21 protein-coding genes and 5 tRNA genes are annotated in these 20,797 nt (G+C 37.4%); 2 read left to right on the top strand and 24 right to left on the bottom strand.

Features of this window, described 5'->3' with window-relative positions; all coding sequences use genetic code 11:
- Nucleotides 1-15 precede the first annotated feature (15 nt).
- The 6 genes from FOT98_RS27625 to FOT98_RS27600 form a co-directional block, all read right to left on the bottom strand.
- Nucleotides 16-92: transfer RNA gene (locus FOT98_RS27625), tRNA-Met, on the bottom strand.
- A gap of 24 nt (nucleotides 93-116) precedes the next feature.
- Nucleotides 117-192: transfer RNA gene (locus tag FOT98_RS27620), tRNA-Val, on the bottom strand.
- 4 nt (nucleotides 193-196) lie between these two features.
- Nucleotides 197-271, bottom strand: a tRNA-Glu gene (locus FOT98_RS27615).
- An 8-nt stretch (nucleotides 272-279) separates the two neighbouring features.
- Nucleotides 280-370: transfer RNA gene (locus FOT98_RS27610), tRNA-Ser, on the bottom strand.
- A gap of 3 nt (nucleotides 371-373) precedes the next feature.
- A tRNA-Asn gene (locus tag FOT98_RS27605) sits at nucleotides 374-448 on the bottom strand.
- Between the two features lie 114 nt (nucleotides 449-562).
- Nucleotides 563-1,021 carry a SprT family protein gene (locus tag FOT98_RS27600; RefSeq protein ID WP_063259416.1) on the bottom strand — a complete coding sequence of 153 codons (459 nt, stop codon included), beginning with the start codon at nucleotides 1,019-1,021 and terminating at the stop codon, nucleotides 563-565.
- 195 nt (nucleotides 1,022-1,216) lie between these two features.
- On the opposite strand from FOT98_RS27600, the gene cmpA reads away from it, so the two are divergent.
- A complete protein-coding gene (gene cmpA, locus FOT98_RS27595; RefSeq protein ID WP_080467423.1) occupies nucleotides 1,217-1,333 on the top strand; it encodes a cortex morphogenetic protein CmpA in 117 nt (38 codons plus the stop codon).
- A 57-nt stretch (nucleotides 1,334-1,390) separates the two neighbouring features.
- On the opposite strand, the gene FOT98_RS27590 is transcribed toward cmpA, so the two are convergent.
- The 6 genes from FOT98_RS27590 to acpS all read right to left on the bottom strand — a co-directional run bounded on the left by FOT98_RS27590 (nucleotide 1,391) and on the right by acpS (nucleotide 7,335).
- On the bottom strand, nucleotides 1,391-3,559 hold the full coding sequence (locus FOT98_RS27590) for a Tex family protein (protein ID WP_063259415.1): 2,169 nt from the start codon (nucleotides 3,557-3,559) through the stop codon (nucleotides 1,391-1,393).
- 68 nt (nucleotides 3,560-3,627) lie between these two features.
- On the bottom strand, nucleotides 3,628-3,978 hold the full coding sequence (gene ndoA / locus FOT98_RS27585) for a type II toxin-antitoxin system endoribonuclease NdoA (RefSeq protein WP_000635963.1): 351 nt from the start codon (nucleotides 3,976-3,978) through the stop codon (nucleotides 3,628-3,630).
- A 4-nt stretch (nucleotides 3,979-3,982) separates the two neighbouring features.
- Complete coding sequence (locus tag FOT98_RS27580; protein WP_000004570.1) at nucleotides 3,983-4,270, bottom strand: antitoxin EndoAI; 288 nt, start codon at nucleotides 4,268-4,270, stop codon at nucleotides 3,983-3,985.
- A 310-nt stretch (nucleotides 4,271-4,580) separates the two neighbouring features.
- Nucleotides 4,581-5,750: an alanine racemase gene (alr, locus tag FOT98_RS27575; protein WP_061680004.1), complete on the bottom strand. Its 1,170-nt coding sequence runs from the start codon at nucleotides 5,748-5,750 to the stop codon at nucleotides 4,581-4,583.
- 118 nt (nucleotides 5,751-5,868) lie between these two features.
- Nucleotides 5,869-6,819 carry a LolA family protein gene (locus FOT98_RS27570; RefSeq protein WP_033656280.1) on the bottom strand — a complete coding sequence of 317 codons (951 nt, stop codon included), beginning with the start codon at nucleotides 6,817-6,819 and terminating at the stop codon, nucleotides 5,869-5,871.
- Between the two features lie 156 nt (nucleotides 6,820-6,975).
- Complete coding sequence (gene acpS / locus FOT98_RS27565; RefSeq protein WP_063259414.1) at nucleotides 6,976-7,335, bottom strand: holo-ACP synthase; 360 nt, start codon at nucleotides 7,333-7,335, stop codon at nucleotides 6,976-6,978.
- A gap of 92 nt (nucleotides 7,336-7,427) precedes the next feature.
- On the opposite strand from acpS, the gene FOT98_RS27560 reads away from it, so the two are divergent.
- On the top strand, nucleotides 7,428-8,000 hold the full coding sequence (locus tag FOT98_RS27560) for a rhomboid family intramembrane serine protease (protein WP_063259413.1): 573 nt from the start codon (nucleotides 7,428-7,430) through the stop codon (nucleotides 7,998-8,000).
- Here FOT98_RS27560 and uvsE read toward each other — a convergent pair.
- The 12 genes from uvsE to FOT98_RS27500 form a co-directional block, all read right to left on the bottom strand.
- A complete protein-coding gene (gene uvsE, locus FOT98_RS27555; RefSeq protein WP_063259412.1) occupies nucleotides 7,993-8,955 on the bottom strand; it encodes a UV DNA damage repair endonuclease UvsE in 963 nt (320 codons plus the stop codon). The two genes, FOT98_RS27560 and uvsE, sit on opposite strands and share 8 nt — an antisense overlap.
- A 92-nt stretch (nucleotides 8,956-9,047) precedes the next feature.
- The gene (gene cshA, locus FOT98_RS27550; RefSeq protein ID WP_061680008.1) at nucleotides 9,048-10,658 is read right to left on the bottom strand and encodes a degradosome RNA helicase CshA; all 1,611 of its coding nucleotides are present in this window, start codon (nucleotides 10,656-10,658) and stop codon (nucleotides 9,048-9,050) included.
- 305 nt (nucleotides 10,659-10,963) lie between these two features.
- Complete coding sequence (murF, locus tag FOT98_RS27545) at nucleotides 10,964-12,340, bottom strand: UDP-N-acetylmuramoyl-tripeptide--D-alanyl-D-alanine ligase (protein ID WP_061680009.1); 1,377 nt, start codon at nucleotides 12,338-12,340, stop codon at nucleotides 10,964-10,966.
- A gap of 60 nt (nucleotides 12,341-12,400) precedes the next feature.
- Entirely contained in the window at nucleotides 12,401-13,486 is a 1,086-nt protein-coding gene (locus tag FOT98_RS27540; RefSeq protein ID WP_063259411.1) for a D-alanine--D-alanine ligase, read from the bottom strand.
- Between the two features lie 233 nt (nucleotides 13,487-13,719).
- Nucleotides 13,720-14,991: an MDR family MFS transporter gene (locus FOT98_RS27535; RefSeq protein ID WP_063259410.1), complete on the bottom strand. Its 1,272-nt coding sequence runs from the start codon at nucleotides 14,989-14,991 to the stop codon at nucleotides 13,720-13,722.
- A gap of 108 nt (nucleotides 14,992-15,099) precedes the next feature.
- Complete coding sequence (gene bcaP, locus FOT98_RS27530) at nucleotides 15,100-16,515, bottom strand: branched-chain amino acid transporter BcaP (RefSeq protein ID WP_063259409.1); 1,416 nt, start codon at nucleotides 16,513-16,515, stop codon at nucleotides 15,100-15,102.
- Nucleotides 16,516-16,746: 231 nt separating this feature from the next.
- On the bottom strand, nucleotides 16,747-17,919 hold the full coding sequence (locus FOT98_RS27525) for a homogentisate 1,2-dioxygenase (protein WP_061680012.1): 1,173 nt from the start codon (nucleotides 17,917-17,919) through the stop codon (nucleotides 16,747-16,749).
- The gene (locus FOT98_RS27520; protein ID WP_063259408.1) at nucleotides 17,885-18,841 is read right to left on the bottom strand and encodes a fumarylacetoacetate hydrolase family protein; all 957 of its coding nucleotides are present in this window, start codon (nucleotides 18,839-18,841) and stop codon (nucleotides 17,885-17,887) included. The genes FOT98_RS27525 and FOT98_RS27520 overlap by 35 nt, the downstream gene beginning before the upstream one ends.
- Nucleotides 18,842-18,907: 66 nt before the next feature.
- Complete coding sequence (hppD, locus tag FOT98_RS27515) at nucleotides 18,908-20,026, bottom strand: 4-hydroxyphenylpyruvate dioxygenase (protein ID WP_061680014.1); 1,119 nt, start codon at nucleotides 20,024-20,026, stop codon at nucleotides 18,908-18,910.
- 310 nt (nucleotides 20,027-20,336) lie between these two features.
- A complete protein-coding gene (locus tag FOT98_RS27510; protein ID WP_001083699.1) occupies nucleotides 20,337-20,447 on the bottom strand; it encodes a DUF3948 family protein in 111 nt (36 codons plus the stop codon).
- Nucleotides 20,448-20,489: 42 nt separating this feature from the next.
- Nucleotides 20,490-20,597, bottom strand: coding sequence for a DUF3948 family protein (locus tag FOT98_RS27505; RefSeq protein WP_000664237.1), 108 nt, complete (start codon nucleotides 20,595-20,597; stop codon nucleotides 20,490-20,492).
- A gap of 41 nt (nucleotides 20,598-20,638) precedes the next feature.
- Nucleotides 20,639-20,746: a DUF3948 family protein gene (locus FOT98_RS27500; protein ID WP_000664237.1), complete on the bottom strand. Its 108-nt coding sequence runs from the start codon at nucleotides 20,744-20,746 to the stop codon at nucleotides 20,639-20,641.
- Nucleotides 20,747-20,797: the final 51 nt, after the last annotated feature.

Genomic DNA, 20,797 nt, shown 5'->3' with positions numbered 1-20,797 from the left:
CACCACGGGACCATTTGGTTGCGGGGACAGGATTTGAACCTGCGACCTTCGGGTTATGAGCCCGACGAGCTACCGTGCTGCTCCACCCCGCGATGATACTACTTATATAATTTATATGGTGGAGGATGACGGGATCGAACCGCCGACCCCCTGCTTGTAAGGCAGGTGCTCTCCCAGCTGAGCTAATCCTCCGAAGTGGTGACCCGTACGGGATTCGAACCCGTGTTACCGCCGTGAAAGGGCGGTGTCTTAACCACTTGACCAACGGGCCAGTATATATGGCAGAGAAGAAGGGATTCGAACCCTCGCACCGCGTTAGCGATCTACTCCCTTAGCAGGGGAGCCCCTTGAGCCACTTGGGTACTTCTCTGTATGGCTCCGCAGGTAGGACTCGAACCTACGACCGATCGGTTAACAGCCGATAGCTCTACCACTGAGCTACTGCGGAATAATAAAGACAATTTGTATCTTATAAAATTTCTCATCGTAAGTCAAGATGTTTTTTCACAGCATCTTGTACACACGTGACATGTTTATAATATACTGGATTGCGTTTTCACTGTCAAGATGTTTTCTTTATCAGCTTCAGTTTCCCTTTACACTTTCCGCAGACATATCTTTTTGTATTTATTTGACGTCTTCTTACATATTGAAGCAAACAGCCCATACATTCATACGTATAAACCTTTTTTTCTTTCTCTTCATTAATTATTCGTTTACAGAAGCGTGGCGCATCAACTTCTTTTAACAGTTCACGAAAATCTCTATCCCGGTGCTTATAGCCCCTTCCCGTAATATGTAAGTGATAATGACAAAGCTCATGTTTAATGATTCCGACTAACTCTTCTTTCCCATACATTTTGTAATATCGATAATTCAGTTCAATATTGTTTGTATTCAACAGATAACGTCCACCAGTTGTACGCAACCTACTATTAAACATAGCTTTATGTGAAAATGGCATTCCGAAGTATTGTAGTGATACTTCCTCCACCAGACGCTGTATTTCTTGCTCATCCACTCTCATTCCTCCTAAACTAAAAAATATTTTTACACTTTTCTCCTCCCTTATACATATATTAAATAGTACATATACCCATCCTCATTCAAGAAGCGTGGTTTCTAAAAACATAGCATAAATAGAAATCCACTCACCAACCTCTCATCAATAGTACCTTAGATTTTTGAGAGTAGGATTAAACAAGGAGGGATTCCTATGCCTACGTGGCTAAAAAAACAAATGCAACGCGCATATCTCGAAAAAAACCGGTATCAAATTAAATTACTAAATGAATGCTGGTTTTATTATAGCAAAATACATCAAAGCTCATAATCCATTACACATTTTATCCCATAAAAAAAGAGCAGTTTCATCTGCTCTCTTCTCTTACTATTCAATCGGCAACATAGATAGTGCAACGCGACCTTTTTTCGTATCAATATCATCTACCCATACTTTGACGATTTGTCCGACAGATACAATATCTAACGGGTGCTTCACATACTGTTTGCTCAGTTTAGAAATATGTACTAAACCATCTTGTTTTACACCTACATCAACAAAAGCACCAAAATCAACAACGTTACGAACTGTTCCTTCCAGTTCCATACCACGCTTTAAATCTTCTAATTTCAAAATCCCTTTTTTCAGAAGTGGTTTAGGCAACTCATCCCTCATGTCTCGCTCTGGACTAATGAGTGCATCTATAATATCAACTAACGTCGGTTCTCCAACTCCCGTTTCTTCCGATAACTTAGAAATCTCCACTTCTTCTAAGCTCTTTTGCAACTGTGGCTGCCCTACATCATCTTTTGATAACCCTAGACTCTTCAATAACAATTCAACATTTTTATATTGTTCTGGATGAATACCCGTTCGATCTAACGGATTTGCTCCTTCTAATATACGTAAGAAACCTATACATTGTTCATATGTCTTCGCACCTAGACGCGGTATTTTCTTTAAGTCTGTTCGTTTTGTAAATTTCCCTTCTTCTTCACGCTTTGCCACAATATTTTTCGCAACAGTTTTCGATAAACCCGAAACATATTGTAATAAAGCAACTGAAGCTGTATTTACATTCACACCGACTTGGTTAACTGCCGTCTCTACTACAAACGTTAATGATTCATTCAACCTCTTTTGCGATACATCATGTTGATATTGTCCAACCCCAACCGATTTAGGGTCAATCTTTACAAGTTCAGCAAGTGGATCTTGCAGACGTCTGCCGATAGAAACCGCACTTCTTTCTTCAACCTGTAAATCCGGGAATTCCTCACGTGCTAAATCAGAAGCCGAATACACACTCGCACCAGCCTCGTTCACAATAATATAAAAGACTTCTTGTTTCACATTTTGTAATACATCAACTATAAATTCTTCTGATTCTCTAGAAGCTGTACCATTCCCAATCGCAATCACTTCAACTTGATATTTATCTATAATAGAAAGAACTTTCGTTTTTGCATCTTCATATTTACGCACTGGTGGATGCGGATAAATAACATCAATATATAGAACTTTCCCCGTATCGTCTACAATAGATAATTTACAACCCGTTCTATATGCAGGGTCTACAGCCAACACAACCTTCCCTTTCATTGGAGGTTGTAATAACAAATTACGTAAGTTCTCAGAGAAAATATGTATCGCTTGTTCCTCAGCTGTTTCTGTTAATTCTTTTCGAAGCTCTCTTTCAATAGAGGATTGAATTAATCGTTTATAACCATCCTCAATCGCCAACTTTACATAATGTGCACTTTTAGAATCGTTATCACGAATTACTTTCTTATATAAGAAAGCTACTATCTCATCTACTGGTGGAACAACAGAAACTCTCAATATATCTTCTTTCTCACCGCGATTCATCGCTAATACACGATGCGGTACTACCTTCTGCAACGGTTCTTCATAACTGTAATACATTTCATATATATTCTTTTCATCTTTCTCTTCATCTTTTACAGACGAAGACATAACACCTTTTCTAAAAGTAAGATTTCGAATCCAACTACGATACGCCGCTTCATCTGAAACGATTTCTGCAATAATGTCTTGGGCACCTTGCAATGCCTCTTCTGCAGACTGTACTTCTTTCTCTGTGTTAATAAACTCCACTGCCTTCTGATTTGGATCTTCTTTCTTATATAACAATAACCATTCAGCTAACGGCTCTAGTCCTTTTTCTTTCGCAATCGTTGCTTTCGTTCTTCTTTTCTCTTTATATGGACGATATAAATCTTCTACTTCTTGCAACTTTACAGCCTTAACAATTTGCTGACGTAACTCTTCTGTCAGTTTCCCCTTCTCATCAATAAGACGAAGAACCTCTTCTTTCCTATCTTCAAGCTGCATCATATATTGCCATCTCTCTAAAATTGCACGAATTTGCACTTCATCTAAAGAGCCTGTCCATTCTTTTCGGTAACGAGCAATAAATGGAACTGTGTTACCTTCTTCTGTTAATTGAATAACATGACGAACTTGCTTTTCGGTAAAGCCTAATTCCTTCACTAACATTTTCATTAACGCTTGTCGATTATCTACCATTTCCATATACAACCGTAACCTCCTCTATAATAAAAAAAAGTTGCCCTGTAAAGAGAGCAACTTAAACTGCCGATTTAAAAATCTATTAGTCCTAAACTAATTTGTAGCGCTTCATCTACACGAATCATCATCACTTCATCTAAGTGAGTGATTTTGTCCGTTAAGCGCTGCTTATCGATTGTTCGAATCTGCTCAAGTAAAATAACAGAATCTCTCTCAAAACCGTACTTTTTCGCATCAATTTCCACATGAGTGGGTAATTTAGCTTTTTGAATCTGTGCAGTAATAGCCGCTACAATCACCGTTGGACTAAAACGATTTCCGATGTCATTTTGAATGACAAGAACCGGACGAACGCCTCCTTGCTCAGAACCAACAACTGGGGAAAGGTCTGCAAAATACACGTCGCCGCGTTTTACAATCAAAATATTACCCCCCGCTAACTAAGCGTTCTACTGTATGAGCTGCTTCATACTCTGCTAAGAAAGCTTCAGATGCAATACCAAGATTAATTTTTCCCATTTCAATGTACCCACGTCGCATTGATTCATGTTGGTAGCGTTTCTTCGTCTTATGTTGACGCAATAACAGTTGTGTTGCCTGGCAAATTAGTTCATGGCGATTCTTATTCTCTTGTTTTCCAATTCCGTCCAATTCCGTTACCATTTGCTTTGGCAACCGAACCACGATTTCAGTAGTTACACTTGATTCGGACACAAAAATACACCTCCACCGTCAACTACACACCCAAATATATATATGACACCTATTGTAATAATACCATTGTATGGAGCCTGTTGCAAAGACTTCCTTATTCCTTGCTTATGTTTTCCAATTCACAAACAAAACATTCATATTCTTTTATTTTTTATCTCATTACAAACAAGAAGCGAAAGAGTTTCTCCGCAAAATTCACGTTAAATTATGTTAAAAGTAACTATAAGTACAAAGCTTCTCATCAAAAACGAGCTTATTCTTAACCAATGAACAGTCCTCTCAAATGACAAGAAGCAAAACATACTACCTTCTATATATTATTCAAATAATTAATTACCTCTACAACCTTACCATGCCGTATAAATATTCTCGGCACACGGAAACTTATCGTTGCAATAACCTCATAATTAATGGTCCCGGAGTATTCAGCAACCTCAGCAGCACTAATATACTCATCACCTTGTCTTCCAATGAGTGTAACTTTCGTACCAAGCGGCACTTCACAAGGAAGATGTATCATGAATTGATCCATTGTTACTCGACCTACAATCGGTACCCTTTTACCATTTATAAGCACTTCAAATCCTTGTAACCTTCTAAGCCATCCATCCGCATATCCAATTGCAACGGTTGCAATCCATTCTTCCGTTTTCGTTCGATAAGTGACGTTATAACTAATTCCATCCCCTTTAATCACTTGTTTAATATGAGCAACTTTCGTATGCAATGATAGCGCTGGCTCTAATTTAAACGGTAAAAAAGGGCGTATTTCTACAGATGGGGATAACCCATACATCGCAATGCCAATTCGTACTGCATTAAATGTAATCCCTTGAAAACGTAGCGTTGCAGCACTATTAGCTGTATGGACAAACTTAGGATCTACTCCGAATTCTTTCAACCAACTTAACTGCTGCAAAAATGTGTTATATTGCTTATCAAAGTAAGAAGTCTCCACCTCATCCGCTGTTGCAAAATGCGTATAAACTCCTTCTAATTCTAAAAATGGTGCACCTTCTAAACTCTTTAAAAATCCTTTTAATTCTTTGCGTTCGCGTATTCCAATTCTCCCCATGCCACTATCGAAATTAATATGGTATTTCATTGTAGATGAACCATCCCAAAGTTTGATCGCTTCATCCACCCATTCTTTTTGAAAAACAGTTAACGCTACATCATTTTCAGCAGCTACATTGACATCACGAGGTGGGGAAGGACCTAACACTAAAATCGGCACGGTAATACCAGCCCTTCGAAGCACTAAAGCTTCATCTAAAAAGGCAACCGCTAACCTTGTCGCCCCTGCTTCTAATGCCGTTTTAGCTACCGGTACATAATCGTGTCCATATGCATTCGCTTTAACTACAGCAAAAATCTCTACATCACTTGGAATGAAATTTTTAATATGTGTAATATTGTTATAGATCGCATCTAAATCCACTTCCACCCAAGTGTCACGGTAAAATGGTGCTTCTTCCATAAATACACTTCCTTATACACGATATGCGAAGCTTATTCTTTTATATGCTTCTTTTATGAAATCCACCCTTCAAACTAAGAAAAGACGTGGTGCACATATATCACCACGTCTAAGAAGTTTACTTCACTTGCTTCTCTGTAACTGAACGAGCAACCATTAATAGCTCCTTCGGCTCTAAACCTTTAGACACGAGCATATATTCTACTCCGTTATGCGACCACGTTAAAGAATCTTTCGTCAATGCCCCAATTGTAAAGCCAAGATCAACCAATTCTCCGCTCACACTTATCGCTGACGAAGCCTCTGCAACTTTTGCCTTTTCTTGTATCAAAGTAAAGGATTTCTTACTTCCAGTGTATGTGAGTATCGCACGCTTGCCACTGTCTGTCTTCAACTCTTTTTCATCTTTCAAAACCATACCTTGCGGCGTATCACGCGGATACAAAATTGCAAATGGTTTGTCTTCTTTCGCTGTTGTTGGAACATCTACTTGCGCTCTAGACATATTTTGTTTCGTATCAAATGCACCTTTATCAAATTTCGCATCAAATTTCACTTTTGAGAAATCTACTTTCACAAGAACATTTTGATCATTATCCATTAACTTCACCGAAACTGGTGTTAAATCACTTTTCTTCAATGTAATCTCTTGTTTCGGTAACATGTTTTGATGTTGATAGTTTGTTTTCGTTTTAAAAATATAATACTTATCTGTTTTTTCAAAAGTAAGGTTTTTCTTATCCTGCAAAATATCTCTCACAAGGGATTCATATAAATAAGCCTGGCTACTATTTTGTGGCCAATCACTTTGGAAACGGAAACTCTTATTAAGCGCTGGCGTTAATACAAATACCCCTTCTTCATTCCTTAAAATAATTTGGCTTTGATCTTTCTTCGCATTCTGCAAATTCACACGATAAAAAGAAGGTTCCTTATGCCATATTTCTACCTTATACTCCTGAGGCTCATTCCCTGTTTTAATAGATAGTTTTGCTTCAGCTTGATAACTTTTCATCCCTTTTACTTTCGCCTCTAAATCTCTCACAACATCATCTTGTTTCTTTTCCATACAACCCGCTAACACAAAAACGGTTAATAAACCGACAAGAACTAAAAACAGACGCCTTTTCATCACTTCAGCCCCTTTGCCCCTATAAATGAATGGAAGATATGCCTTCCTTATCGCTACATCAAATATATGAGACAAAGATATAAAATATGCAGACTAGCGTGACGAGCTTTCTAAAACAACTTGAGCAACAGCAAATTCCCTACTATGACTAATTGATAAATGAACAATATGCTCTGTACTTGTAACGAGAATCGGCTTACCTCTATCATCATTTCTTACTTCAATATCTAAAAAACTTACTTCTTTCCCAATACCAGTCCCTACCGCTTTTGAATACGCCTCTTTCGCTGCAAATCTTCCAGCAACAAACTCTGTAAGACGACTTCCCTTCAGTTCCTTAGCAACATTACGTTCACTTTCAGTTAAAATACGTTCCATAAATTTAAGTTTTCCATCTAGCATTTTTTCAATTCGATTCAATTCAATAATATCGATTCCAATCCCTACAATCATTTCAAAATCCCCTTCTTCTATTTAGCTTTCTTTTTTCATATTGTAAGAATAACAGAGAATCTTTCTGATGCAAAAGGAGTGATACTAACAACATGCTAATACCTTCTGCCCGCATTCCCTTACAACCAATCGTCATCGCTTTACTTCTCATACAATTAGTCATGATTATGCTAGGCGACTTTTTTCTCTTTCCCATGTCATCCTACAATGAATATATCGCTAAAGGAGAATGGTGGCGTCTCATAACTTCCTTACTTGTACATGTAGACTTACAACATTTCCTTTCTAATAGTATTTGTTTATTTGTACTCGGCTCTTCTATTGAAAAACAACTAGGGCACTTTTCTTTCATCATTATTTTTTTCCTTTCTGGCATTCTTGGAAATATTTCTTCTTATCTTATTATGCCTCTTGAATATATTCATGCCGGGGCATCTGGTGGTATTTTTGGATTGCTAGGAGCACAATTATTTCTATTGTATAGTCGATATCGTTCTTCCAATCCAAGAGATATTGCTATTTTTTCAATCATGATATGTATATTACTACTATTCACTTTCTTCAATCCCTCCGCTAACCCTATAAGTCATTTGACAGGATTGATCATTGGTGGTATTTGCACTCCTTTATTAGCAAAAAAATTCGATGGTGCAGAGCTTATTTAATATAAAAGCTCGCACCATCGACAATTTCTACCTCTGTTTGTTTACTTAAATCTCTCATTAATTGAAATAAAGACTCATCCTTCTTCTTCGCCTCAATCATACAATCAACTTGCGGAACACTTCCCTTTATCTTTTTTAAAAAAGATAAAAAAGTATCTACGTCAATAAAGTCCGCATGTGCTCTCGGGTCTTTTCCTTCTCTAGGACTAGAAATGTGCATTTTCACTGGTAACAAAGACGACTCCCACGTATGTACAACACGCGCCCAATCTTCATGCCAATCTTCTCGATCATGATTCATCATATGGTGATGCAAATCAAACACGACTGGAATATCTAACTTTTCACCTAAATACAATGTTTCTTCTAAAGAAAAGGTCGTATCATCATTTTCTAATATGACCATCTCTTGGATACCTCTTGGAACACTTGACCAATTTTCTATAAAGCGTTCTAATGCGAGCTCCTTATCGTTATAACCTCCACCTACATGTAATACGCATCGTTGCTTATGTTCAATTCCCATACCTTTTAATAATTTTTTATGCATCTGCAATGTTTTTACAGATTGCTTAAAAATATTTTTCTCAGGTGAATTCAGCACAACAAAATGATCTGGATGGAAATCAATACGCATATTCATTCGAATAGCGTAATCACCTAGCACTTTTAAATTTTCTTTTAAGGGGCGAATATAGTTCCACTCTAACAACTCCTCATGGTTCGCTAAAGGAACGAGCTTGGAACTAAGCCGAAAGAAAGATATATCATGTCCTTTATTATGCTTTAATAACCGTAAACAATTTTCTAAATTTGAATTAGCAATTCTTTCGAGTTTACGAATTGCAGCCTCTCGATCATCAATTCGTTGAAACTGCGCATATGTCATCGTTTGAGATGGAGATGCGTTCTTTACATGTACACTCATCGCAACATACCCAAGTCTTACAAGCATGTAGCACCTCTTTTCTACACAAGTTATTATGTAGTATGTACAATTACAGAAATAAAAAAAGAGAATGCCAGCAAAGGGCATTCTCTTTTGTATTAAGCTTGTGGACGGCTATGATGTTTTCTTTCGCCACGTCCATTTGAAGATCCAGGACGACCTTGACCTTCACCTTTACGACCACGGCTACCGCCATCACGATTACGATCACGGTTACCAGCATCACGATTGCGATCACGGTTACGGCCATCGCCACCACCGCGTCCATCACGATTGCGATCACGGTTACGACCATCGCCACCGCCGCGTCCGTCACGACTACGATTACGGTTACCATCACGGTATCCGCCTCCGTTACCGCCGCGTTTTTTAGAACCGCCACCTCTTGAAACAACTGGTGGTTCTGATGTTAAAGCGATTGGAGTTGTATCTGGTTCTTTTGTCATCATTTTTAAAGCAGCAGCTACTACTGTTACAGAGTCGTTCTCTTCTAACATTTCTTCTGCAATACGCTTGTAGTATGATAAATTCTCATTTTGAATTGTGCTTTGAAGTTTTTCAGCGATTAAACGTTGTTGACCTTCTAATGCCTCGTCAAGTGTCGGTGCTTCCATACGATCAACTTTACGTTTTGTTGTGCGCTCGATATTTTTTAATTGTCCTGATTCACGTGGTGTTACAAATAGCATTGCAATACCTTTTTTACCTGCACGGCCAGTACGACCGATACGGTGAACGTATGATTCTGGATCTTGTGGGATATCGAAGTTATATACATGTGTTACGCCTGAAATATCAAGACCACGTGCAGCAACGTCTGTTGCAACAAGAACTTCAATAGCACCTTCTTTAAATTTACGTAATACAGACATACGCTTCGCTTGTGTTAAGTCACCGTGAATACCTTCTGCTGCATAACCACGTAAATTTAACGCTTCTGATAATTCATCCACACGACGCTTTGTACGACCGAATACGATTGCAAGCTCTGGAGATTGAATATCTAGTAAGCGTGTTAACACGTCAAACTTTTTCTTTTCTTGCACTTCTAAATAGAACTGCTGAATGTTTGGCATTGTTACTTCTTTTGCTTTTACTTTAATGTGTTGAGGCTCAGTCATGAAACGCTCAGCAATACGACGGATTGGATCTGGCATTGTCGCTGAGAATAATAATGTTTGATGTGTTTCTGGCACATCTGTTAAAATCGCTTCAATATCTTCAATGAAGCCCATGTTTAACATTTCATCCGCTTCGTCAAGAACAACAGTCTCTACGTTTTGTAAGCGAAGTGTTTTACGGTTAATATGATCTAAAATACGACCCGGCGTACCAACAATAATGTGTGGGTGTTTTTTTAGAGCACGAATTTGGCGGTTAATATCTTGACCACCATAAATCGGTAAAATACGAACGCGTTTATGTTTACCAATTTTGTATAGCTCTTCTCCAACTTGAATTGCTAATTCACGCGTTGGCGCGATAACAATACCTTGAACTGCTTCTTTATTTGTATCCACTTTATCTAATAGTGGTAATCCGAATGCTGCTGTTTTCCCTGTACCTGTTTGTGCTTGCCCAATAATATCTTTACCTTGCAATGCATGTGGAATTGTTTCAGCTTGAATCGGCGTAGCCTCTTCAAAGCCCATGCTTTCAACAGATTGCAGTAAAGACTCACTTAATCCTAATTCTCGAAATGTTGTCAATGTTACTTCTCCTTTTCTATCCTATACTTATCATTTAAAAAAAGGCGTTTTCCGAATTTGCGGAAAAGCCCTTTTCCTGAATGCTCACGTATATAAACGGGCGTATATTCTTCGCGAAAATACTTCTAAACGTTATTACACTTTATCAATTATAAGTTTTGTATGTGTAAAAAGCAAACCCAACTGTTACCTTATTTTCATATTCAGAGTTTTTTTCTTCACTTTTATTTTTTTATATTTACTGTAAGCGCTTATTATAAGTTTCTTCTATTTTCGCATCTATCATCCCTATTTATATACACCAATTATTTCAACATCGTAATTACTTCTTCCAATTTCATACCGCGAGATGCTTTTATTAATACAACATCTTTCACATCAACTACTGCTTGTAACTCTTTCACTAGCTCTTCTTTATTATCATACGCTTTTACACGCTCAGTAGGGAAATTAATTTTCGCTCCTTCAGCAATTTGAGCCCCTAATTTACCATATGTGAACACATATGAGATTTTTGCTGGATCGATTAATTTACCTACTTCATAATGAAACTGTACTTCTTGATTTCCAAGCTCTAACATATCGCCGAGCACAACAATTTTTTTAGCAAATCCATCTAAACCATTCATTAAATGGAATGCTGCTTCCATAGCCGTTGGACTTGCATTATAAGCATCATTGATAATTGTTAAACCACTATTTGTTTTTACAATCTCCATACGCATGCCTGTCATTTGAAGTGTAACTAAACCTTCTTTCATCTCTTCCCACGTTACACCGAAATGTTTCGCAATCGCCATTGAAGCAAGCGTATTGTACACATTGTGTTTTCCTAATACTGGTAGGTAGAATGAAATGTTTTCTTCTCTATTCATTTTAAAGTGCGTCCCAGTTGCCTGTAATGTTACAGTCGTTGGATAGTAATCATTTGCTCTAGCGTCACCAAACGTAACTGTTTCAGCCATTAAATTCATTTCAGGAACACGATTTGTTAATAATGGCTCATCTCCGTTATATACGAATACTCCACCTTCTTGTAATCCTGCCACAATTTCTAATTTCGCTTCAGCAATCGCCTCACGAGAGCCTAAGTCCATTAAATGTGCCTCACCAATGTTCGTAATGATAGCTGCATTTGGACGTGCTAACTTAGATAAGAATTCAATTTCCCCTCGGCTTGACATACCCATTTCTAATACAGCTACTTCTGTATTTTCTTCTAAGTTTAAAATAGTAAGAGGTAACCCGATATGGTTATTGAAGTTTCCTTCTGTTTTTTGAACTTTGAATTTAGTCGCAAGAAGACTTGTCACAATATCTTTTGTAGATGTTTTACCGTTACTACCTGTCACACCAATAACCTTAACATCCAATTGATCGCGATAATTTTTCGATAACATTTGTAATGCCGATAGCGTATCTTCTACAAAAATAACTGGAAGATTCTCAGGTGGATTTGCTACATCTTTCATCCATAATGTCGCCACAGCTCCATTTTCAACAGCTTTGTCTACAAAAGCATGTCCATCGAAACGTTCACCTTGAATTGGAACATATAAGTTTCCCTTTTCAATTTTTCTCGTATCAATAGACACTCCTTGTATAGTAATTCCCTCATATTGCTCTGCTAATCCCGTACCATTTACCATCTGTTCTACTTGTTTTAACGTTCGATTTATCATGAAAACACTCCTTACATAGAGGAAGCACTATTCCTGCGAATAGTGCTTCCTCCTTTTTTGTTAGATTGTATATTTAATTTTTTGTTTTTCCTCGTGACGCTCAATTGCTAAATTGATTAGCTCTTCAATTAATTCCGGATACGGTAATCCAGTATGTTGCCATAATAGAGGAAACATACTAAACGGCGTAAATCCTGGCATCGTATTCACTTCGTTAATATATACTTCTCCATCTTTCGTTAAGAAGAAATCAGCTCTTGTTAAGCCAGCACCATCTAACGATTGGAATGCAATAATCGCGTCTCGCTTAATAACGTTAGACTCTTCTTCTGTCATTTCAGCTGGAATAATTAACGCTGTATCACCGTCGATGTATTTCGACTTATAATCATAGAAGTCTTTTTTCGGTACGATTTCACCTACAACTGAACATTTCGGCTCATCATTACCTAATACACCAACTTCTACTTCACGTCCAACAATATTTTCTTCTACAATAATTTTGCGGTCAAATTGGAACGCCTCTTCAAATGCATTCTCAAGTTCTTCACGATTTTTACACTTATTAATACCAACACTTGAACCAAGGTTTGCTGGTTTTACGAAGCAAGGATATCCTAAAACTTCTTCTACTTTTTCATATGCTGTTTCACAATCTTTTTCCCATGTGCTACGAATGAATGATGCATATTTTGCTTGTTTTAATCCAGCTTCTGCAAAGATGTTTTTCATAACAACTTTATCCATACCAGCAGCAGATGCTAGAACACCATTTCCTACATAAGGAATGTTCATTAATTCTAATAATCCTTGAACCGTTCCATCTTCACCATTTGGTCCATGTAATAATGGGAAAATAACGTCGATAGCATTCTCTTCAGAAGTTGCTGATGGAATAATTTCTGTGCTTAATGATAACGGAGAAATCGCATTTTCTGCCCCGCTCATTTTTAGAACTTCAACATCTGTCACTTCACCTTCAATACGCTCACCGCGCACCCATTGACCTTGTTCTGTAATATAAATCGGATGAATCTCGAATTTATCTTGATTTAATGCTTTAATAGCAGCAAGAGCCGTTTGTAGCGAAACTTGATGCTCAGCTGATTTTCCACCATATAATAAACCTAATTTAATTTTTGTCACTGAAATCACCCTAACCAATTGTTTTCATTTTTCTATTTTAGCACTTTTTATAAAAATAGGTAGTTCCTATTTGAAATAAAATGTAACTTCCACAAATAAATAAATGACACCCCTTATTGGTTTTCTATACTTTTTCCCCTTAAATTTCTTCATACATATATATAATTACAACTCAATCTAGTTATGTACCTAGAATATGTAGAAATCCCCTTTTTGTGTATGTCATCTACTCATTAAGAAGATTGTTTGGTCAGTGTGCCTTTTTGCCTTTGTTCAACGAGACGATCTAAAGAAACATATACAATACCTGCAACTACACATCCTACAGCTAAAATTGTAAATAGCAAGTGGCCAAGTAATTGATCTAATAAAAAACCTCCCAAAAGCGGACCGAGTGCACCTCCTGTAATCCACTGCAAACTCGCAGCTCCCATATAAGTCCCTCTCAAATGCTCAGGAGCCAAATTCGCTACAAACGTCATCTGTACAGGCGACATAATCATCTCACCTAATGTATATATGGCATAAACAAACAGCAACGTTATTAAAATAATCGTAGCATTTGCATTAAATTCTCCAAACCACTTCGGCAACCACCCTATAAAAAACAAACCAATCCCGAACAAACATGCACCATATAACATCGTCTTCCCGACAGGTTTATCTGTGGCCCATTTTGAAATTGGAAACTGGAACAACACAACTAATAGTCCATTTAAAGCCATTAAATACGGGTATGGATTGTTAGTACCAAAGATACCCTTCATTTCGTTATCAAAGTGCAGTGGCAACATGCCTTCTGTTTGAGAAAACCCCATCGAAATAATGATACCTGCTAATAAATAAATCATTAGTGTCTTATCTCTCATTACTATTTTCCAAACCGCCCCTGATTCCTTTTCTTTATTCTCTTCTTTATTCGCGTTCTTTGGCATTGTCTCTTGGATAAGAATGAATACAAGTAATGCATAAAATAACATCGTAGACGAGGCAATAATAAACACAAGATTCTTTGAAAACATAACTACTGAAGCGCCCATTATCGGGCCAATTGCAGCACCTATATTGTGCCCCATTCGCAATAATCCATATGCTTCTGTTCTTTTTTCTGGAATTGTTACATCCGCAACCATCGCTGATGCAGCTGGATGAAATAGCGAATTACTTAATCCTAAAAAAACAGATAAAATTGCGTAAGGAATAAATCCTTCTATAAATAAAAAACCGAGCATTAATACCGCATTACTCGTCATCGAAAATATCATAATTGGCTTTCTTCCATATATATCAGCAATTCTTCCCCCTATAATTGATCCAAAGCTTGCAGCAATTGGAGAAAGCGCCATAATAACTCCAACCTGCAATAATGAATCTACCTTATCTTTTAAATATAATGCAAAAAAAGGCATCAACATCATCATTGCAATTCCATTTAACGTCTCACCAATAAACCGTATCCATACGTTACGGTCCATCTCTCTTAACTCACGCCACGTATTTTTCATCATTCCACCCCTTTAGTTCGCCAACAATCATCTTATAATAATTTCAGAAGAATGTAAATTTTCAGAACAAAAAATCCACCCTAACTGAATTAGGATGGATTTTTCTACTTATAAATTTGCTGCATCATCTTCGTCTTTACTACTATTTAAAGCACTATGTTTTCGGCTATATAAGAAGTAAACCGCAATACCGATAACCATCCATACTCCAAAACTAATCCAAGCCGTTCCGGATAATTGAAGCATTAAGTATAAACAAAAAATCACCGTTAACGCTGGTAAAAATGGTACAAGCGGCGCCTTAAATGCTCTTGGTAATTCAGGATGCGTTCTTCTCATTACAATAACAGCAACAGCTACAAGTGCAAAGGCTGATAAAGTCCCCATATTTACAAGATGCGCTAACACATTTAAATCTATTAATCCTGAAATAAGTGCTGCAATAATTCCCGTTGTCCACGTATTTAAAAACGGTGTTTTAAATTTCGGGTGAACTTTAGCAAGACGCTTCGGTAATAATCCATCTCTACTCATTGCATACGAAACACGCACTTGCCCATACATCATAACTAACATTACTGTTGTAATTCCTGTAATTGCTCCTACTGAAATTACTCCTGCTAAACTATCTTGTCCAATAAATTGAAGCGCAAAAGCAACTGGATCTGATATATTTAACTGTCCATATGGAACAATTCCTGTCAAAATAAGTGAAACAACAATATAAAGAACCGTACAAATTAATAAAGATGCAATAATGCCAATTGGCAAATCACGTTGTGGACGTTTCACTTCTTCTGCTGCCGTTGAAACTGCATCAAACCCTATGAATGCGAAAAAGACTGTAGCAGCTCCAGCCATTACACCATCTAAGCCAAACGGCATAAAAGGTGTCCAATTTTCAGGTTTTACATAATTAAAACCAGCAAAGATAAATATGAGAACAACCGCCAATTTAATAAACACCATAATATTATTTATTCGTGCACTTTCACGAACACCTCTAGACAAAAGAACTGTCATCACTAAAATAATTAGAACCGCAGGCAAATCAATTATTCCACCCTTTCCTGTACCAGGGGCCGAGGAGAGAATGGTAGGAATATGTATCCCAAATCCCTTTAATAAAGATTGGAAATAAGCGGACCAACCGTTTGCTACAGCAGATGTAGCGAGTAAATACTCAAGCATTAAGTCCCATCCAATTAAAAATGCGAATACCTCTCCCATCGTCGCATATGTGTACGTATACACACTGCCTGAGACAGGAACTGAAGAAGCGAATTCAGCATAACAAAATGCAGCAAAGGCACAGGCTAACGCGGCTATCGCAAATGATAATATAATAGCTGGTCCAGAATGTTTTGCTGCCACCACGCCCGTTAGAACAAAAATACCTGTTCCAACAATTGCCCCGATTCCAAGCATAGTTAAATCCAATGCACCCAATGTTCTTGCTAACGTCTTTTGCTTACTCTCTTGCATTAGCTTTGCAATAGGCTTCTTTTGAAAAATTTGCTTCATAGCATGCTCCTCCAAGTTTTAAATTTTCTGAAAATTTTTAATTCGCTTTTTTATTTTACTCATAGCACTTTCCCCAGTCAATACTTTTGTCGAAATAAGTAGAAACCTTTCAGAGCATACAATATCCTTATCCTTCTTTCTATATATCTTTCTATAACTTTTTTTGGTATTATTATACATGTCGATTCCATAAAAGAGGCATGCCCACTAAGTGAGCATGCCTCTTTTTACTTATTTCACAGTATGTGAACCTTCTTCAATCCAGCTATACATATATTTTTCATCTTCCGTCTCATGTGCTTGTTTTACAATACGAAGCGGACGGAATGTATCTATCATAACAGCTAATTCAAGCGTTTCTTTCTTCCCTATACTCGCCTCTGTTTTCCCAGGGTGCGGCCCATGAGGAATTCCGCTCGGATGAAGTGTAATAGAACCTTCTTCCACACCTTTCCGGCTCATAAAGTTTCCTTCTACATAGTACAGTACTTCATCACTATTCACGTTACTATGATAATATGGTGCCGGAATAGATTCTGGATGATAGTCATATAAACGCGGTACGAAAGAGCAAATAACAAAATTGTGACCTTCGAACGTTTGATGTACTGGAGGTGGCTGATGAATACGACCTGTGATTGGTTCAAAGTCCTCTACATTAAAGACCCACGGATATAAATAGCCATCCCATCCAACAACATCTAACGGATGGTGCCCTAAAACATGCTTATGCATATACCCTCGCGACTTTGTCATTACGACAAACTCACCTTTTTCATCATGCGTCTCTAATTTTTCAGGACCACGAATATCCCTCTCACAAAACGGACTATGCTCTAACAATTGTCCGTATTCATTACGATAGCGACGCGGCGTTGTAATTTGACTATTTGCCTCTACAACAAGAAGCTTAGTCTCTCCTTCATCTGGAATAACACGATAGATTGTGCCAATTGGAATCGTTACATAATCACCTTTTCGATAGTGAATCGTTCCAAACATCGTTTCAATTTTCCCTGTTCCGTAATGAACAAATAACATTTCATCGCCATCACCATTACGGTAGAAATAGTCCATTTTTTCTGTTGGAGTCACTACTCCAATTAATAAATCCTCATTCCCAAGCATGAAGTTTCTTCCACTTACTGCATCGCCAGTTTTTTTATTTTCTTTCGTGCGAAAATGACGATGAGCAAGAGCTACATCTTCTTCATACTGCAACTGACAGGAATGTGATACCGCCGAATGCGATACTTCCGTTGGCATATAATGATGATACAAAATAGACTGCGTACCAGAAAAACCTTTCGTTCCCATTACCTGTTCACGATAAAGCGATCCATCCTTTTTACGGAATTGTACATGTCGTTTATGAGGTAGCTCCCCCATGTGACGATAAAACATGCCCATCACCTGCTTCCATTTCTTTTTTGACCGTATTACGTAACGTACCTAAACCAGTAATCGTAAGTTCTACAACATCTCCATCTTGTAGCCACTCTTCCGTACCCAGTTCTAAAATACACCCTGTTCCTACTGTCCCAGAACCAATCACATCTCCTGGATATAACGTAACGTCTTCCGAAGCACGTTCAATCATTTCAGCAAATGTATAGTAAATATCTTGGGAGTTCCCCTTTGATAATAGCTTTCCATTTACATGAGCAGTCATTTCTAATTCATAACGGTCACCGTTACGATACACATCCAGTTCCTCTTTCGTAACAAGGTGCGCTCCTAATGAAGTTGCAAAATCTTTTCCTTTTGCTGGACCAAGTCCTACCTTCATTTCTGTTGCTTGTAAGTCCCTTGCACTCCAGTCATTCATAATACAATAACCAAAAATGTATTCTTCTGCTTGCTCACGAGAAATATTCCTTCCTTCTTTCCCAATTACGCAAGCAATCTCTAGCTCATAATCAAGTTTTCTAGATTTCTTCGGACCAATTACAAAATCATCTGGATCAATTACAGCACGATGGTTCGTAAAATAAAAAACCGGGATATCGTACCATTCAGGTACAACATCTAGCCCTCTTCGGCCACGGGCCGTTTTTACATGCTGTTCAAACGCGTAAAAATCCCGAATACTACTCGGATTAGGAATTGCCGCCGCTAATTGTACGTCCTTTAAGGAATATACACCCTTTTCCGGATTCTTAATCTTACGCAATACTTCTACATACTCATCCGCTTTCTCTAAAAAGGCGAACATAGAAGAAGGTAATTTCCCATCACTAGCAAGGTTCATATCAATTACTTTGTCACCTTCAAGCCATCCAGCTCGCATTTCTTTCGAAGGAAGACGAAATGTAACAAATTTCATCATGATTCCTCCCTATGAAAATGAAATTTCCACCAACAAAAAGACTTTTGCTGGTGGATACAAATCTTATAAGTTTCCGCGACGTTCCTGTTCTCTTTCAATTGATTCGAATAATGCTTTAAAGTTCCCTTCTCCAAATCCGCGAGAACCTTTACGTTGAATGATTTCAATAAATAAAGTTGGACGATCTACAATTGGTTTCGTAAAGATTTGTAGTAAGTATCCTTCCTCATCACGATCTACTAAAATCTTTAATTCTTTTAATCTATCAATTTCCTCATCAATTTTTCCAACTCGTGCACTCAATTCATCATAATAAGTATCAGGTGTATCTAAAAACTCCACACCATTTGCACGCAGCGCTTCCACTGTTTTAACGATATCGCTTGTTAGTAAAGCAAGATGTTGTACCCCTGCTCCATTGTAGAACTCTAAATACTCTTGAATTTGCGACTTTCTCTTTCCATCTGCTGGCTCGTTAATAGGGAACTTAATACGACTTCCATTCGTCATTACTTTTGACATTAACGCCGAGTACTCTGTACTAATATCGTCATCATCAAAATGAATCATTTGTTTAAAGCCCATAACGTTCTCGTAATAACTAACCCACTCTTCCATTTTTTCAACATTACCAACTACGTGGTCTACAGCAATTAAACCTGACTCTTCAAATGGAATATTAAACTCCACCTGCTGGAATCCCGGCATAAATGTTCCTTTATAATTTTTACGCTCTACAAGCGTGTGAATTGTATCACCATACGTACCAATAACTGCTTTTTTCAGTGTACCGTTCTCGTCTGTTAATTCCACAGGTGGAGCAATCGCAACAGCACCACGTTTCACTGCTTCCGAGTATGCCTTATCAACATCGTCAACAAGTAAAGCTACATCTTTTACACCATCACCATGTGTCTTTACAAATTCTGCGATACGATTGTCGCTACTTAAAGCTCCAGACACAACAAAACGCATATTTTTTTGCACAAGAACATAAGATACCTTTTCACGGTTACCAGTTTCTAATCCAGAGTAAGCCACAATTTTGAATCCAAATGCTCTCGCAAGGTAATAACTTGATTGCTTTGCATTTCCTACGTAAAATTCCAAATGATCTACATCACGTACCGGAAAAAAGTCCTCCATTTGTGCAGCTAGCGTATCCATAGATTTTTGTTTCATAAAATCCTCATCCCCCTGTAAATAGATTAAATGGTCCATACTTAAAACCAACCGAAAACGCTTCCAACATCAATTAATAGAAATTAGTTAGCAAGCTAACAAATTCTGACCTTTAAAATTTTCTATCTTTTCTGTCAAATTCCTCTTTTTTTCTTACATATAAAATTCGACTTTTTTCTCTTTACATAAAGGAGGGAATATTAATACTTGAAGGTATATATGAGAGGAAAACAAAAAAGACCCCAACATATTAACTACTTACTAATATGCTAGAGTCTTTATTTTTTTTGAATAATTGTATTTATATATCTCATACTAATATATTTGCAAGGAATAGAATAAATGATGTTAATACCACCGCTCCACCTAATGATCCTAATAAATCTGTTTTTGTTACTTGTAACACTTGTTCACTGTTCATATTCCTCATTCTCCTTTCATTTTGTATAATTTAAAACTTCTATTATACTAATACACTTGATAGAAATACGATTAATGCCGTTAATACTACTGCTCCACTTGCCGATCCTACGAAGTCACCTTTTGTTACTTGTAATACTTGCTCTTTCATTTTGTATTCTCCCCTCTTTTTCTTTTATTACAAAACTTCTATTATACTAATACGCTTGATAGAAATACGATTAATGCCGTTAACACTACTGCTCCACTTGCTGATCCTACGAAGTCACCTTTTGTTACTTGTAATACTTGCTCTTTCATTTTGCATTCTCCTCTCTTTTTCTTTTATTACAAAACTTCTATTATACTAAT

The sequence above is a fragment of the Bacillus sp. HY001 genome (genome assembly GCF_007558965.1).
Lineage (GTDB): Bacteria > Bacillota > Bacilli > Bacillales > Bacillaceae_G > Bacillus_A > Bacillus_A mobilis.
Note: the sequence above shows the minus strand (reverse complement) of the source record. Positions and strands in the feature narration are given on the sequence as shown.